General features: G+C 70.6%; 14 protein-coding genes. 8 read left to right on the forward strand and 6 right to left on the reverse strand.

The features are described from left to right. Positions 1 to 4: 4 nt before the first annotated feature. From ACWZJV_RS22955 to ACWZJV_RS22985, 7 genes are all read left to right on the forward strand, one after another. On the forward strand, positions 5 to 1,060 hold the full coding sequence (locus tag ACWZJV_RS22955; protein WP_008358399.1) for a 3-isopropylmalate dehydrogenase: 1,056 nt from the start codon (positions 5 to 7) through the stop codon (positions 1,058 to 1,060). Between the two features lie 118 nt (positions 1,061 to 1,178). Beyond that, positions 1,179 to 2,258 carry a branched-chain amino acid aminotransferase gene (locus ACWZJV_RS22960; RefSeq protein WP_442940982.1) on the forward strand — a complete coding sequence of 360 codons (1,080 nt, stop codon included), beginning with the start codon at positions 1,179 to 1,181 and terminating at the stop codon, positions 2,256 to 2,258. A 213-nt stretch (positions 2,259 to 2,471) separates the two neighbouring features. Then, entirely contained in the window at positions 2,472 to 3,971 is a 1,500-nt protein-coding gene (locus ACWZJV_RS22965) for a protein kinase domain-containing protein (protein ID WP_457178917.1), read from the forward strand. Between the two features lie 165 nt (positions 3,972 to 4,136). Next, on the forward strand, positions 4,137 to 5,747 hold the full coding sequence (gene cimA, locus ACWZJV_RS22970) for a citramalate synthase (RefSeq protein WP_457178919.1): 1,611 nt from the start codon (positions 4,137 to 4,139) through the stop codon (positions 5,745 to 5,747). Between the two features lie 64 nt (positions 5,748 to 5,811). Continuing rightward, positions 5,812 to 6,351 (forward strand): NADPH-dependent FMN reductase, encoded by a 540-nt coding sequence (locus ACWZJV_RS22975; RefSeq protein ID WP_457178921.1) that lies wholly within the window; start codon positions 5,812 to 5,814, stop codon positions 6,349 to 6,351. Between the two features lie 104 nt (positions 6,352 to 6,455). Next, positions 6,456 to 7,412: a GNAT family N-acetyltransferase gene (locus ACWZJV_RS22980; RefSeq protein ID WP_457178923.1), complete on the forward strand. Its 957-nt coding sequence runs from the start codon at positions 6,456 to 6,458 to the stop codon at positions 7,410 to 7,412. 9 nt (positions 7,413 to 7,421) lie between these two features. Further along, on the forward strand, positions 7,422 to 8,828 hold the full coding sequence (locus tag ACWZJV_RS22985; protein ID WP_457178925.1) for an amidase: 1,407 nt from the start codon (positions 7,422 to 7,424) through the stop codon (positions 8,826 to 8,828). 120 nt (positions 8,829 to 8,948) lie between these two features. Here ACWZJV_RS22985 and ACWZJV_RS22990 read toward each other — a convergent pair whose 3' ends face one another. From ACWZJV_RS22990 to ACWZJV_RS23000, 3 genes are read right to left on the reverse strand one after another with little or no spacing between them, the layout of a single operon-like run. Continuing rightward, entirely contained in the window at positions 8,949 to 9,554 is a 606-nt protein-coding gene (locus ACWZJV_RS22990; protein WP_457178927.1) for a CbiQ family ECF transporter T component, read from the reverse strand. Next, positions 9,551 to 10,255 (reverse strand): energy-coupling factor ABC transporter ATP-binding protein, encoded by a 705-nt coding sequence (locus ACWZJV_RS22995; RefSeq protein ID WP_457178929.1) that lies wholly within the window; start codon positions 10,253 to 10,255, stop codon positions 9,551 to 9,553. Before ACWZJV_RS22995 ends, ACWZJV_RS22990 begins: the two co-directional genes overlap by 4 nt. Continuing rightward, positions 10,248 to 10,856: a biotin transporter BioY gene (locus tag ACWZJV_RS23000; protein WP_457178931.1), complete on the reverse strand. Its 609-nt coding sequence runs from the start codon at positions 10,854 to 10,856 to the stop codon at positions 10,248 to 10,250. Before ACWZJV_RS23000 ends, ACWZJV_RS22995 begins: the two co-directional genes overlap by 8 nt. Positions 10,857 to 10,967: 111 nt before the next feature. Between ACWZJV_RS23000 and ACWZJV_RS23005 the strand changes: the two genes are divergently transcribed. Beyond that, entirely contained in the window at positions 10,968 to 11,537 is a 570-nt protein-coding gene (locus tag ACWZJV_RS23005) for a TetR/AcrR family transcriptional regulator C-terminal domain-containing protein (protein WP_457178932.1), read from the forward strand. A gap of 17 nt (positions 11,538 to 11,554) precedes the next feature. Here ACWZJV_RS23005 and ACWZJV_RS23010 read toward each other — a convergent pair whose 3' ends face one another. The 3 genes from ACWZJV_RS23010 to ACWZJV_RS23020 all read right to left on the reverse strand — a co-directional run bounded on the left by ACWZJV_RS23010 (position 11,555) and on the right by ACWZJV_RS23020 (position 13,873). Further along, positions 11,555 to 12,163 carry a pentapeptide repeat-containing protein gene (locus ACWZJV_RS23010; RefSeq protein ID WP_231380353.1) on the reverse strand — a complete coding sequence of 203 codons (609 nt, stop codon included), beginning with the start codon at positions 12,161 to 12,163 and terminating at the stop codon, positions 11,555 to 11,557. Between the two features lie 30 nt (positions 12,164 to 12,193). Then, positions 12,194 to 13,279 carry an alpha/beta fold hydrolase gene (locus ACWZJV_RS23015; protein WP_008358384.1) on the reverse strand — a complete coding sequence of 362 codons (1,086 nt, stop codon included), beginning with the start codon at positions 13,277 to 13,279 and terminating at the stop codon, positions 12,194 to 12,196. Between the two features lie 81 nt (positions 13,280 to 13,360). Then, the gene (locus ACWZJV_RS23020; RefSeq protein WP_457178934.1) at positions 13,361 to 13,873 is read right to left on the reverse strand and encodes a GNAT family N-acetyltransferase; all 513 of its coding nucleotides are present in this window, start codon (positions 13,871 to 13,873) and stop codon (positions 13,361 to 13,363) included. Positions 13,874 to 13,890 lie beyond the last annotated feature (17 nt).

Here is a 13,890-nt window from a genome sequence, read left to right on the forward strand (position 1 = left end):
CCGTATGTCTACGACCAACCTCGCAGTGATCCCCGGCGACGGCATCGGGCCGGAGGTGACCGCCGAGGCGCTGAAGGTGCTCGAGGTCGCTTCTCCGGTGAAGTTCGAGCAGACCCGATACGACCTGGGCGCCGAGCGCTATCTCGCCACCGGTGAGGTGCTTCCCGAGTCCGTTCTCGCCGAGATCAAGGAGCAGGACGCGATCCTGCTCGGCGCGGTCGGCGGCAAGCCCAACGACCCGAACCTGCCTCCCGGCATCCTCGAGCGCGGGCTGCTGCTCAAGCTCCGCTTCGAGCTCGACCACTACGTCAACCTCCGTCCGAGCCGGCTCTTCCCGGGGGCGACCTCCCCGCTGTCGGCCGAGGTGCTGAACAAGGGCGAGATCGACTTCGTGGTCGTGCGCGAGGGCACCGAGGGCCTCTACACCGGCAACGGTGGCGCGATGCGGGTCGGAACCCCGCACGAGGTCGCCACCGAGACCTCGGTCAACACCGCCTACGGCGTGGAGCGGGTCGTACGCGACGCCTTCGCCCGCGCGCAGGCGCGTCCGCGCAAGAAGCTGACGTTGGTCCACAAGACCAACGTCCTCGTCAACGCCGGCTCGCTGTGGTGGCGGATCACCCAGCAGGTCGCCGAGGAGTTCCCCGACGTCACCGTGGACTACCTCCACATCGACGCGGTGATGATCTTCCTCGCCACCGACCCGGCCCGCTTCGACGTGATCGTCACCGACAACATCTTCGGCGACATCATCACCGACCTCGCCGCTGCCATCACCGGCGGCATCGGCCTGGCCGCCTCCGGCAACATCAACTCCACCCGGGAGTTCCCCTCGATGTTCGAGCCCGTCCACGGCTCAGCCCCCGACATCGCCGGCCAGCAGAAGGCGGACCCCACCGCGGCCATCCTGTCCGGGGCCCTTCTGCTCGAGCACCTCGGCCACCCCGAGGCTGCCGCCGCCATCGACGCCGCCGTGCTCGCCGACCTCTCCGAGCGCGGCTCCGAGCCGCGTACGACCTCTGAGGTCGGCGACGCGATCGCCGCGCGCGTAACCAGCTAGACGCTCAACCCTGACGGGGCCGGGCGCAGAGATGCTGCGCCCGGCCCTTCGTCTGTCCTCATCACTTACCCGGCCCGCATTAGCACAGCTCTCGCAGAACAGGACTAATCTCATGCCCATGGAGATCAGCACCACATTGTCGACCCAACCGGCCACCGACAAGCAGCTCGCGGAGGTCCTGGCGAACCCAGGCTTCGGCAACCATTTCACCGACCACATGCTGACCGTCGAGTGGACGCCCGAACAGGGCTGGCACAACGGTCGCATCGAGGCGTACGCGCCGATCAGCCTGGACCCGTCGGCAGCCGTGCTGCACTACGCCCAGGAGATCTTCGAGGGCATGAAGGCCTACCGGCATGCCGACGGCTCGATCTGGTCCTTCCGGCCCGAGGCGAACGCCGCCCGGATGGCCCGCTCGAGCGAGCGGCTGGCGCTGCCCGTCCTCGAGATCGAGGACTTCGTGCAGACCGTGTTCGACCTCGTCAAGGTCGACCAGCGCTGGGTGCCCGAGGCGTCCGAGACCGATGAGAAGAGCCTCTACCTGCGGCCGTTCATGTTCGCCTCGGAGGCGTTCCTCGGCGTCCGCCCGGCTCAGCACGTCACCTACATGGTGATCGCCTCGCCCGCCGGCTCCTACTTCAAGGGCGGCGTGAAGCCGGTGCGGATCTGGCTCACCGAGGACTACACCCGCGCCGGCCGCGGCGGCATGGGCGCGGCCAAGACCGGCGGCAACTACGCCTCCTCCCTGGTCGCCCAGGCCGAGGCCTCGGCCAACGGCTGCGACCAGGTCGTGTTCCTGGACGCGCAGGAGGGCAAGTACGTCGAGGAGCTCGGCGGCATGAACCTCTACTTCGTCCACGCCGATGGCCGGATCGTCACCCCCGAGACCGGCACCATCCTCGAAGGCATCACCCGCGCCTCCATCATCGAGCTCGCCGGCAAGCTCGGCTACACCGTCGAGGAGCGCAAGTTCGCCATCGACGAGTGGAAGTCCGGCGTCGAGTCCGGCGAGATCACCGAGGTCTTCGCCTGCGGCACCGCCGCGGTCGTCACCCCGGTCGGTGAGCTCGTCTACAACGGCGGCTCCATCGCCTCCGCCGGCGACGGCGAGGTCTGGAAGACCATCCGCAAGCAGCTGGTCGACATCCAGTTCGGTCGCGCCGAGGACACCTTCGGCTGGATGCGCAAGATCGTCTGACCCTCGACGGCCGAGACGTCAGTCGCGTCGGCCGAGACGACCGGAGCGAGGTCGAGCGGCGAGCTTGCTCGTCCGCTCGCGCCGAGCGAGGGAGTAACCGCGCGTAGCGCGGAAGCGTCACTCCGGTCGGCCGAGGTGGCATGCCCGTGCCACCTCGGCCGACGTACGTGACGTCTCGGCCTGCTGTCGGCCGTGGCCGATAAGGTTTGTGACGTGACGACAGCCCCTCGCCGTCTCCCGGCGAACCAACGGGAGACCGTTGGCGACTACGACCTGCTCTCCCTGCTGGGGCAGGGCGGGATGGGGCGGGTCCACCTGGCCAGCCACCGCACCAGTGGTGAGCGGGTGGCGCTGAAGGTGCTGCGTACGCAGTTCGTGGGTGACGAGGAGGGCCGCCAGCGCCTCGCGCGCGAGGTCTCCTCGCTGCAGCGGGTGCGGAGCCGGTGGGTGGCCGGCGTCGTCGGCGCCGACCCGTGGGGCGACGTGCCGTGGCTGGCGACCCGCTACGTCCCCGGCCCGACGCTGCACGACAAGATCATCAACGACGGGCCGCTCTCGCGCGAGGACGTCGAGCAGCTGGCCAGCGACCTGGCCGAGGGCATCGCCGACTGTCATGCCGTCGGCGTCCTCCACCGCGACATCAAGCCGGCCAACATCATCATGGAGGGCCGCACCCCGATCCTGATCGACTTCGGGCTGGCCCGCGTCGCCGACGACCCGAAGATCACCGTGACCGGCCTGCTGATCGGCACGCCCGGCTACCTGCCGCCGGAGATCGCTGTGGGCGACCCGGCGACCCCGGCCTCGGACGTGCACTCGTGGGCCTCCGTGGTGACGTACGCAGCGACCGGCCGCCCGCCCTTCGGCGAGGGCAACCCGATGAAGCTGATGGACCGGGCCCGGCGCGGCGAGCACGACCTGGAGGGGGTGCCGCAGCCGCTGCGCGGACTGCTCGGCCAGGCGCTCTCACCCGACCCCGCCGACCGCCCGACGCTGGACGAGGTCCGCGAGTGGCTGCGTACGCCGCGCCGGCCGTTCGTGCACAAGCCGGTCGAGCAGCTCTCGCTGAGCGACCGGGCAGAGCGGGAGAAGGCGACCACGCCGGTCGCCCCGATCGCCCTGCCGGTGGGCCCGCGACACGATCCCCGGCTGGAGAAGCTGCGCCGGGCGGCCATCTGGCTCGGCCTGCTCGCCTTCGCCGTCGGTGTCGTCGCCGCCTTCCCGAGCGTCGGCTTCCTGACCGTGCTGGGCGCGGCGTGGCTGATCCGCGCCGCCACCCTGGCCGCCGGTGACCTGCGCCGCTGGCGCTGGTATCGCGGCCGCAAGTGGCACGACGCGCCTCGGCTCCTGATCGGCGCGCCCTGGCGGCTGGTCCGCTCGCTGCCGAAGACGGTCGTGGTCGGGGTGTGGGGCTTCGGGTTCGTGGTGGCGGCGGTGCTGATCGGCTACGCCCTGCAGCTCTCCCTCGAGGCGGCCCTGGGCCTGGCCGGGCTGGCGTTCGTGCTCGCGCTCTGGACCGGCTCCGGCCGTGACCGGCTGCGCGACCCGGTGACGACGGTGGTCCGCCGGATCTCGGCGCGGTGGGTGCCCTGGATCCTCGGGTTCGCCGTGGTCCTCACCCTGGCGCTCTTCCCGATCCAGACCCTCGCCGAGGAGGGCTCGCAGTTCTCCGGCGGCGACGAGCCGTGGTGGGTCGAGCTCCTCGGCTGGTGAGACGCCCGTCCCACGGAGAAAGATTTCGTGGCAGTATCAGGGTTATGACGAACCACGTCATCATCATTCGCTAGCGCGTCGAGCCTTGCCCGACGCGCCACCCTCTCGTTCCCGAGAGGGTTTTTTGTTGCCCAGCCCCAGGTCGACCCCGAGGACAGACAAGCCATGGAATTCCACGTCTACGACACCACTCTGCGCGACGGTGCGCAGCAGGAGGGCCTCAATCTCAGCGTCGCCGACAAGCTCGCGATCGCACGGCACCTCGACGGCCTGGGCGTCGGGTTCATCGAGGGCGGCTGGCCCGGTGCGAACCCGAAGGACACCGAGTTCTTCCGCCGAGCGGTCGACGAGCTCGACCTCAAGCACGCGCGGCTGGCGGCCTTCGGATCGACCCGGCGGGCCGGGGTACGAGCGGCCGACGACCCGCAGGTGGCGGCCCTCCGGGACTCGGGCGCGAGCGTCGTGACCCTCGTCGCGAAGTCCCACGACCGCCATGTCGAGCTGGCGCTGCGCACCACGCTCGAGGAGAACCTCGCGATGATCCGCGACACCGTCTCCCACCTGCGCCAGGAGGGCCAGCAGGTCTTCCTCGACGCCGAGCACTTCTTCGACGGCTACCGGGCCAACCGCGACTACGCGATGGAGGTCCTCAAGACGGCATACGAGGCGGGTGCCGAGGTGGTCGCGCTGTGCGACACCAACGGCGGGATGCTCCCGTCCTGGGTGGCCGACGTCGTCCACGACGTCCGCGAGCACACCCACGGAGCGGTCGGGATCCACTGTCACAACGACACCGGGTGCGCCGTCGCCAACTCGCTGGCTGCCGTGGACGCCGGCGCGATGCACGTCCAGGGCTGCATCAACGGCTACGGGGAGCGTACGGGCAATGCCGACCTCGTCTCCGTCGTCGCCAACCTGCAGCTCAAGCTCGGCCGCGAGGTGCTCCCGACCGGGCTGCTGAGCGAGGCCACGCGCGTCGCGCACGCGGTCGCCGAGGTGACCAACGTGCCGCCGGCAGGCCGCCAGCCGTACGTCGGTGCCTCCGCCTTCACCCACAAGGCCGGGCTGCACGCCTCCGCGATCAAGGTCGACCCCAACCTCTACCAGCACATGGACCCGGCCGGTGTCGGCAACGACATGCGGCTGCTGGTCTCGGACATGGCCGGGCGGGCCTCGATCGAGCTCAAGGGCCGCGAGCTCGGCTACGACCTCTCCGACGACCGCGACCTGGTGACCCGGGTGACCGACCGGGTCAAGGCGCTCGAGGAGCAGGGCTACACCTTCGAGGCGGCCGACGCCTCCTTCGAGCTCCTCCTGATCGAGGAGGTCGAGGGCGCGCGTCCCTCCTACTTCGACGTCGAGTCGTGGCGGGTCATCTCCGAGGCCCGCGGTGGTGGCCAGGAGGCTGCCTCGACCACCGAGGCGATCGTGAAGATCCACGCCGCCGGCGTACGTCACGTCTCCACGGGGGAGGGCAACGGTCCGGTCAACGCGCTCGACCAGGCGCTGCGCGCCGCGATCACGCGCGCCTTCCCGGTCGTCGCCGACTTCGACCTGATCGACTTCAAGGTGCGGCTCTTCGACCAGGGGCACGGCACCGACGCCAGGACGCGGGTGCTGATCGAGACCTCGGACGGCGTGACGTCGTGGACGACGGTCGGGGTCGGCTCCAACGTGATCGAGGCGTCGTGGGAGGCCCTGGTCGACGGGCTCACCTTCGGCCTGCGCCGGCATGTGGGCGAGACCACACCCTCGGAGGCCGCTGTCTCGGAATGAATCTCCGGACGGAGGACGTTAGACAGTTCAACATTGAACTTTCCGCGTTCTACGAGGAGAACCCGTGACCGACACCCGCATCGCCGTACTCGTTGGCAGCCTCCGCGCCGACTCCATCAACCGCAAGCTCGCCGAGAAGCTCGTCGCCGAGGCGCCTGAGGGTGTCGTGCTGGAGATCGTCGACGGCCTCGCGGAGCTGCCGTTCTTCAACGAGGACCTCGAGGCCGACCCGGGCGAGGCCGTCACCCAGTTCCGCAAGGTGATCGACGCCGCCGACCGCGTCCTCATCGTGACGCCGGAGTACAACGGCACCATGCCCGCCGTGATCAACAACGCGATCGACTGGCTCTCCCGCCCGTACGCCGCCGGCGTGCTCAAGGGCAAGATCCTCTCGGTCGTCGGCGTCGCCCCGACCCCCTACGGCGCCAAGTGGTCCCACGCCGACGCCGCCCGCTCGGCCGGCATCGGTGGCGCGATCGTCGTCGAGGACGCGATCGTCTCCCAGCCGGTCCACGAGATCGACGTCTTCACCGACGCCGACGCCCAGGCCCGCTTCAAGGAGGCCGTCGAGAAGCTCGCGGGCTTCGAGCCCGCAGCCGCCTGAGCCCCATCCAGGCGGCGTTACGAGGTCAGGTCTCTCCGGGGGGAGACCTGACCTTCGTCATTTATCGCGTGCGCGATGGGGCATTCGGCCTTAGGTTGCGGGACATGAGTGGACCCGTGAAGCAGCTGCGAGTGGTGGTCGAGGCGAAGGACTACGAGGAGGCGGTGGCGTTCTACCGCGACACCCTCGGCCTTCCCGAGCAGGCCGCCTTCTCCGGCCCCGGCGATGCCCACGTGACGATCCTCGACGCCGGCCGAGCGACGCTCGAGCTCGCCAACCCCGCCCAGCACGCCTACATCGACGAGGTCGAGGTCGGTCGACCGGTGGCCGGACACGTACGCGTGGCGTTCGAGGTCGAGGACTCCGCCGGTGTCACGTCCCGGCTCGTGGAGGGTGGTGCCGCGCTGGTGGCGCCGCCCACCCGCACCCCGTGGGAGTCGCTCAACGCGCGCCTCGACGGCCCCGCCGACCTGCACCTGAGCCTCTTCCAGGAGCTGGGCGAGCCCGTGCTGGCGCCGGACTACCCGATCACCACCGAGCGGCTCCTGCTGCGTCCGATCGACGTCGAGCGCGACCTGGAGGACCTGCACGCCTATCTGTCGCGGGAGGATGTGTGCCGTTACATCCCGCCGGTGCCGAAGGACCGCGACGCGTTGCGCGAGTCCTACGCGGCGTGGAGGCGCCCCTCGGTCCTGCGCCGCGAGGGCGAGGTGCTATGCCTCGGCGTCGAGCACCGGGACAGCGGGCAGCTGATCGGTGATGTCGTGCTCTTCTGGCACAGCAAGGAGCAGCGGTCGGGAGAGATCGGCTACGCCTTCAACCCGGAGTTCCATGGACAGGGCTTCGCCACCGAGACCGCCCGGGCGCTGCTGGGGCTGGCGTTCGACGGGCTCGGCCTGCACCGGGTGACCGCCCGGGTCGACGAGCGCAACGAGGCCTCCGCTCGGGTGATCGAGCGGCTCGGGATGCGCAAGGAGGCGGTCGAGCGGGAGGCCGAGTGGTTCAAGGGGGAGTGGACGACATTGGTGCACTACGCGATGCTCGAGGACGAGTGGCGTTAGTGTGCTGGAGTGGCCGAGCTTCATGATCTGACCGCCCTGGAACAGGGAGAGCTGCTGCATCGATGCGAGGTCTCCCCGGGCGAGCTCGCCGAGCACTATCTCGACAGGATCGCCCGGCTCGACGACGTGGGTGCCTTCGTCACCGTGGCCGAGGAGCGGATCTCGACGTGTGCCCGTGAGCTCGCGGTCAAGCCGGTCGGCGCCTCACCGCTGTGGGGCGTACCCACCGCGATCAAGGACCTCAACCTCACCCGTGGGGTGCGTACGACCTTCGGGTCGGCGGCCTTCGCCTCGTTCGTCCCGGACGTGTCCGACAACGTGACGCTCTCGATCGAGGCGGCCGGGATGATCTCGCTCGGGAAGACCAACACCCCCGAGTTCGGCTCGCCCTGCTACACCGAGCCGGATGTGGCGCCGCCCGCCGTCACCCCCTGGGACCGTACGCGGATCGCCGGTGGCTCCTCCGGAGGTGCTGCCGCGGCGGTGGCCGCCGGGCTCGTGCCGGTCGCGCAGGGTTCCGACGGCGGCGGCTCGATCCGGATCCCGGCCTCGTGCTGTGGCCTGGTCGGCCTGAAGCCGACCCGCGGGCGGATCTCGCCGTCGCCGATGTACGGCGACGCGGCCGGTCTCGCCGCCGCCGGCCCGATCGCCCGGACCGTACGGGACGCGGCGGCCTTCCTCGACGTGCTCGCGGGGCGGCGTACGGGTGACCCGTTCTGGGCCCCGGAGGAGCAGCTCCCGTTCCTGGACGCCTGCGATCGGCCGCCGGGGCGGCTGCGCATTGCCCGGTTCATCGAACCGCTGATCGCCCCGACCACGGTCGACCCCGAGTGCGTCACGGCGTGGGAGAACGCCTCCACGCTGCTGGAGTCGCTGGGCCACGAGATCGTCGACACCCCGCGGCCGCTGCCGGTCGAGGCGGTCGCGGTCTTCGAGACCGTCTGGGCGGTCGGGACCGCGATGGCGGTCGTGAACCTCACCCCTGACCAGCGCTCTCAGATCCGGCCCTTGACCCGCTGGCTCACCGAGCGCGGCGAGGCGGTCAGTGGCCCGGAGTTCGGCCTGGCGATCGCGGAGCTGCGCCGCTTCGCCGCGGGCGCGCTCGAGGCGCTGGCCCCCTACGACGCCGTGCTCACCCCGACGCTCGCCACCCCGCCGCCGAAGGTCGGCGCGATCCGTGACGACGCCGACCCCGCCGGCGACTTCCAGGCCCAGAAGGAGTTCACTCCCTGGACCTCGGCCTGGAACGTCACCGGCATGCCCGCCGTCTCCCTGCCCCTCCACTGGACCCCCTCCGGCCTCCCGGTCGGCGTCATGCTCGCCGCCCGTCCCGCCGAGGAGTCCCTCCTGCTCTCCCTCTCGGCCCAGATCGAGGACGCCGCTCTCTGGGACCACCGCCTCCCGCCCGGCTGGTGACCCCTAGCCGAAACCGCCGAAATGGCGAGCCGAATCTGTAGTTGTGGGTGACGAGAGTCGACTTTCGTCACCCACAACTACAGATTCGGCCGCCAGAACTACCGATTCGGCTGGGGATGGTCAGTCGCCGAGACCCCGGGCCTTGAGGGCGTCGCCGGTCTCGTGGGCGCGCGCGACGACGCGGATGACGAAGGGGGTGAGGTAGGCCCTGGGGGAGCGGCCGAGGCCGCGGGCGCGGGCGGCGTCGCGGGTCTCCTGGGCGAGGGTGAGGGTGCCGGGGAGGGCCTGGATGGCCATCGAGATCGTGAGCGCGACCCGCTCCGGGTCGAGCCCGACGCGGCGTAGCGGGCGGATCCAGCGGACCACGGCATCGAGCATCTCGGTGGTCGGCGTGGTCACGGTCAGGGTGAGCGCCACCAGGGCGAGCGAGACCAGGTCGAGCAGCGACTCCACCGCCCGTGGCAAGGTGAAGAGCCACCACTGCAGGAGCGCGACCACCACGGCGATGACGAGTACGGCACGCAGCGCCCGCGCGGTGGCGGCCAGGTCGAGCCGCCCGACCAGGGCGAGCGCGACAGCGACCACGAGGAAGGCGACGGCGAGGATCGGTCCGCGCAGCGCGACGATCGCGACGCTGATGACGGCCAGGCCGAGCAGCTTGGGGCCCACCGGGAGGCGGTGGAGCACGGTGTCGCCGGGGCGGTAGAGCCCGACCGTCATGCTCATCCCTCGCTCACCGTCCTCACGTAGTGCTTGACGGCGGCGTCGGCGTCGCCGTCGAAGCAGACCCGGCCGTCCTCGACGACGAGGACGCGGTCGCAGCGGCGTACGAGGTCGAGGTCGTGGGTGACGAGGACCAGCTGCTGCGGCAGCGAGAAGAGCAGGTCACCGACCATCCGGGTGTTGCGCAGGTCGAGCAGCGTGGTCGGCTCGTCGGTGACCAGTACGTCCGGCGAGGTGGCGAGCACACCGGCGAGGGCGAGCAGCTGACGCTGGCCCCCGGAGAGCGCATGCACGCTCACCTCGGCACGCTCGGAGAGCCCGAAGCGGGCCAGGGTCTCGAGGGCGACCTGCTTGCGGCGTACGCGGTCCTTCACGGTCCGGCGCAGCGACAGCTCGACATCCTCGACACAGGTCGGCATCACCAGCTGGGCGGCGGGATCGGTGAAGGTGAACCCGACGCGGCGGCGTACGGCAGCACCCTGACGAGCCACGTCGAGCCCGTCGACGGTGACGCTCCCGGCGCTCGGGAGCACCAGCCCGTTGATGAGACGGGCGAGGGTCGACTTGCCCGAGCCGTTGCTGCCGACGATCCCGATGCGCTGCTCGGTCAGGGACAGCGTGGTCGGCTGCAGGATGGTCCGTGAGCCGCCGAGATCCGGGGACTCGACCCGGACCTCGGCGGCCTCGAAGCGGATCTCAGGCACGTCGGGCGAGCAGCTTCGGGAAGGCGCGGTGGACCTGCGAGGCGACGACCGCGGCGACGGCCGCCTTGATGAAGTCGCCGATCCAGTAGGGAGCGTCGAAGGCCGCCGCCTCGGGCAGGCCGACGTGGAGCACGATGGCCATCCCGATGATCCCGCCGACGTGGTTGATCACGACGCCCACGACGCAGGCGGCGAAGACGAGGAGGGGGTTGGTGCGGCGGGCGCGCAGGACGTACTTCACGAGCAGGCCGACGGCGAGCACCATGATCGGGAACGACCACAGGTAGCCGCCGGTCACCCCGACGAAGACGCCGGGGCCGGAGGCGTGGCCGGCGAAGACGGGCAGCCCGGCGACGCCGAGGACCAGGTAGAGCACCACCGCGGCGGTGCCGCGCAGCGGACCCAGCAGGGCACCGGTCAGCAGCAGCGCGAAGCCCTGCAGCGTCAGCGGGACGCCCGCGCCGCCCATCGGGATGGCGGCGAGGTAGGAGCAGACGGCGATCAGGGCCGCGAACGCGGCGATCAGCGCGAGGTCGGTGGTGTCCAGACGCGACGCATTGGCCGCGGGGGTCTTGTCCGTGCTTGTGGGGGACTCGGTCATACTCGCTCCTGCGTACTCAGACCTGAACCTTGGTCAGGTGAACGGTGTTCAGGTTAAGGTCGACGTACGTCTTCGTCCACTTCGTCCCACCACCCGGCCCCTGGGAGCAACATGCGATACCGCCGTGAGGACGTCGTCGCCCGCGCGCTGGAGGTCCTCGACGACTACGGTCTCGCCGACCTGACCATGCGCCGCCTCGGCACCGAGCTGGGCGTACGTCCCAGCGCGCTCTACCACCACTTCGCCAACAAGCAGTCCCTGCTGGCCGCGGTGGCCGACGAGATCCTGCTCCGGGGACGCCACGAGCAGACGGGAGCCTGGGACGTACGCGTCACCGGTGTCTGCACCGACCTGCGCGACTCGCTGCTGGCCTACCGCGACGGCGCCGAGGTGGTCGCCACCGTGTGGGCCTTCGGGCTCGGCGCCACCCAGCCCTACGACGACCTCGTCGCGGCACTGAACGACGGTGGCCTCGGCGACCTCGCCCCGACCGCCGCCCGCACCCTGCTCCACTTCGTCTACGGCCACGCCGTCGACGAGCAGACCCACCTCCAGGCGGCCGCCGCGGGCGCCATCGAGGACGACGTACGCGACACCGACGACTTCATCGCCGGCCTCGGCCTGATCGCCGCCGGCATCTCCATGGCCAAGGCCGTCCGCGAGGCCTCGGCCGACCGCTGAGGTCCCGGCGCTCGCGGTCAGACCGAGTCGACCTCCGCGCCGTGCAGCTCGGCGAGCAGCACGGCTCCGGCTAGGTCGAGCTTCGTGCCGCGCAGCGATGCCACGGTGAGGTCGACGCGGTCGAGGTCGGCGCCGCGGAGATCGGCGCCGTGCAGCGTCGTCTCCTGGACCGTGGCTCCGCCGAGCTGCGCGTCTCGTAGCACCGCGTCGGTGAGGTCGGCCAGCGACAGGTCGGCATCGCGAAGATCCAGTCCGGAGAGGTCGAGCCGGGCGAGGTTGGCTCCGCGCAGCGAGACCCCGCGCCAGACGCCGCCGGTGACCTTCAGCGGCCGCAGGGTGCAGTCCGAGAACTCGGTGCCGCTGAGCTTGCAGCCGTCGAAGGTCGCGTCGAAGAAGTTGGTCCGCCGGAAGTCGCAGCCGACGAACGCCGAGCCGACGTGGGTCGAGGCGTTGAACCGGCCGCCGTGGAAGACGCAGTTCTCGAAGAGCGCGGCCGACGTCGTCGCCTCGGTCAGGTCGACGTCGGTGAAGACACAGTCGACGAACCTCGCCCCGGTGAGATCTGCTGCGTACCAGTCCTCGCTGCGGAAGTGCTCGTCGGTCGCCTCGGCGGGTGGGTTCGACATGGCGCACACCCTGCCACCGACCACCGACACTCAGTCGTGCCGGCCGAACCAGTCGTCGAGGAGCGGCCAGGTGGTCTCACGCGCGGCACGGCCGGTGAGCAGACCGAGATGGCCGCCCGGAACGACCTCGAAGCGGAGCTCCTTGGCGCTGGTGAGCAGATCGACCAGCGGTCGGACCGAGGCGACGGGCCCGATGCCGTCGTTGGCACCCGCGACGACGATCGTGGGCTGCTTGATGTCGCGCAGGTCGACGATGTGGTCGCCGAGATCGATCTTCCCGCCGAACAGCGCGTTGGTGCGGAAGAAGTGGTGGTAGAGCTGCCCGAACGTCCGCCCCGGGTAGGCGATGATGTTGTCGGTGAACCGGTCGACCGCCTCGAGCTGGGCGAGGAACTCGCGGTCGGCCAGGTTGGACAGCTTCGCCACCGGCTTGGTGAACATCTTGTCGACCGACGAGAGCTGAAAAGCCCACCTGACCAGCGGCTTCGGCGCGCCGCCGAAGGCCTGGTAGGCGGTGGTGACCAGGTTGCCCGGAGGCAGGTTGAGCAGCGGCCGCAGCGGCGCGATCAGCGGCACCTGACGTACGTCGCAGGGCGAGCCGAGCACCGCGAGCGAGGCGATCGGGAGGTCGGGGGAGTCGGCGGCGGCGAGCATCGCGAAGATCCCGCCGAGCGACCAGCCGACCACGTGCACCGGCCGCCCGCCCGCGTGCTCGGAGACCGACCGGACCGCCTCGGGCACGACGTGGGAGATCCAGTGCTCGATGCCGAGGCTGCGGTCGGCGAAGTTCACCTCGCCGTACTCGACCAGATAGGTCGGCCGGTTCGTCTCCACCAGGTGCTCGACGACCGAGCAGCCGCGCCGCAGGTCGTAGCAGAGCGCCGGAGCCGCCAGCGGCGTCACCAGCAGCACCGGGTCGCCCTCCGGGGTCGCCCCGCGCACCGGCCGGTAGTGGTAGAGCTCGCGCCTGGTGCCGTCGTCGATCAGCGTGCGCGGCATCGGCCGAAGGTCGGCGAGCCCACCGTAGAGCAGCGAGTGCGCGACGTTCCCCGCGGCGGCGCCGACCGTGGTGGTGATCGAGGCGGCAGCTTTTCGGGGGCGGGGAATGATGGCCATTATGGGATTAACGTATCCCGTTGATCGAGGTCACGCCGGGAGGAGCGTGCTCCGCATGTGACGTCCGTTACCTCGGTTCGGTCAGCGACGCAGGTCCAGCGTCCAGGTCTGGCCGATGAGGTCGTGGCCGAAGCTGTGGTGCTTCTCCTCGTCGGTGAGGACGAAGCCGTACGCCTCGTAGATCCGCCGCGCGGAGGTCAGGATGTCGTTGGTCCAGAGGGTGACCTCGTCGTACCCCGCGGCTCGGGCGAAGTCGAGACACTCCTCGACCAGGCAGGTGCCGACCCCGAGGCCGCGTGCCTCGGCGGCGACCAGCAGGATCCGCAGCCTGGCGACGCCGGGCTGCTCGCCGGTCACGAGGAGGATGCAGCCGGCACGGCGCCCGTCGACCTCGCCGATCCAAGCGGCCTCCTTCGCGGGGTCGTGGGCGGTGGCGTAGTCGGCGACGATCCGGGCGACCAGCGCCTCGAACTCGGTGCTCCAGCCGAACTGCTCGGCATAGATCTCGCCGTGGGCCATCACCATCCAGCCCAGGTCGCCGGGGCTGTCGGCACGCCGGATCCTCATCCGGGTGCCGCGTTCTTCGTGTGTCATCACGTCTCCTACTGACA

This window comes from Nocardioides sp. WG-D5 (assembly GCF_054031175.1).

Excerpts from the sequence above, each read along its gene's own strand:
- ACWZJV_RS22955 (WP_008358399.1), top strand. The coding sequence starts at position 5 with ATGTCTACGACCAACCTCGCAGTGATCCCCGGCGACGGCATCGGGCCG.
- ACWZJV_RS22960 (WP_442940982.1), top strand. The coding sequence starts at position 1,179 with ATGGAGATCAGCACCACATTGTCGACCCAACCGGCCACCGACAAGCAG.
- cimA (WP_457178919.1), top strand. The coding sequence starts at position 4,137 with ATGGAATTCCACGTCTACGACACCACTCTGCGCGACGGTGCGCAGCAG.
- ACWZJV_RS22980 (WP_457178923.1), top strand. The coding sequence starts at position 6,456 with ATGAGTGGACCCGTGAAGCAGCTGCGAGTGGTGGTCGAGGCGAAGGAC.
- ACWZJV_RS22990 (WP_457178927.1), bottom strand. The coding sequence starts at position 9,554 with ATGAGCATGACGGTCGGGCTCTACCGCCCCGGCGACACCGTGCTCCAC.
- ACWZJV_RS23000 (WP_457178931.1), bottom strand. The coding sequence starts at position 10,856 with ATGACCGAGTCCCCCACAAGCACGGACAAGACCCCCGCGGCCAATGCG.
- ACWZJV_RS23005 (WP_457178932.1), top strand. The coding sequence starts at position 10,968 with ATGCGATACCGCCGTGAGGACGTCGTCGCCCGCGCGCTGGAGGTCCTC.
- ACWZJV_RS23010 (WP_231380353.1), bottom strand. The coding sequence starts at position 12,163 with ATGTCGAACCCACCCGCCGAGGCGACCGACGAGCACTTCCGCAGCGAG.
- ACWZJV_RS23015 (WP_008358384.1), bottom strand. The coding sequence starts at position 13,279 with ATGGCCATCATTCCCCGCCCCCGAAAAGCTGCCGCCTCGATCACCACC.
- ACWZJV_RS23020 (WP_457178934.1), bottom strand. The coding sequence starts at position 13,873 with ATGACACACGAAGAACGCGGCACCCGGATGAGGATCCGGCGTGCCGAC.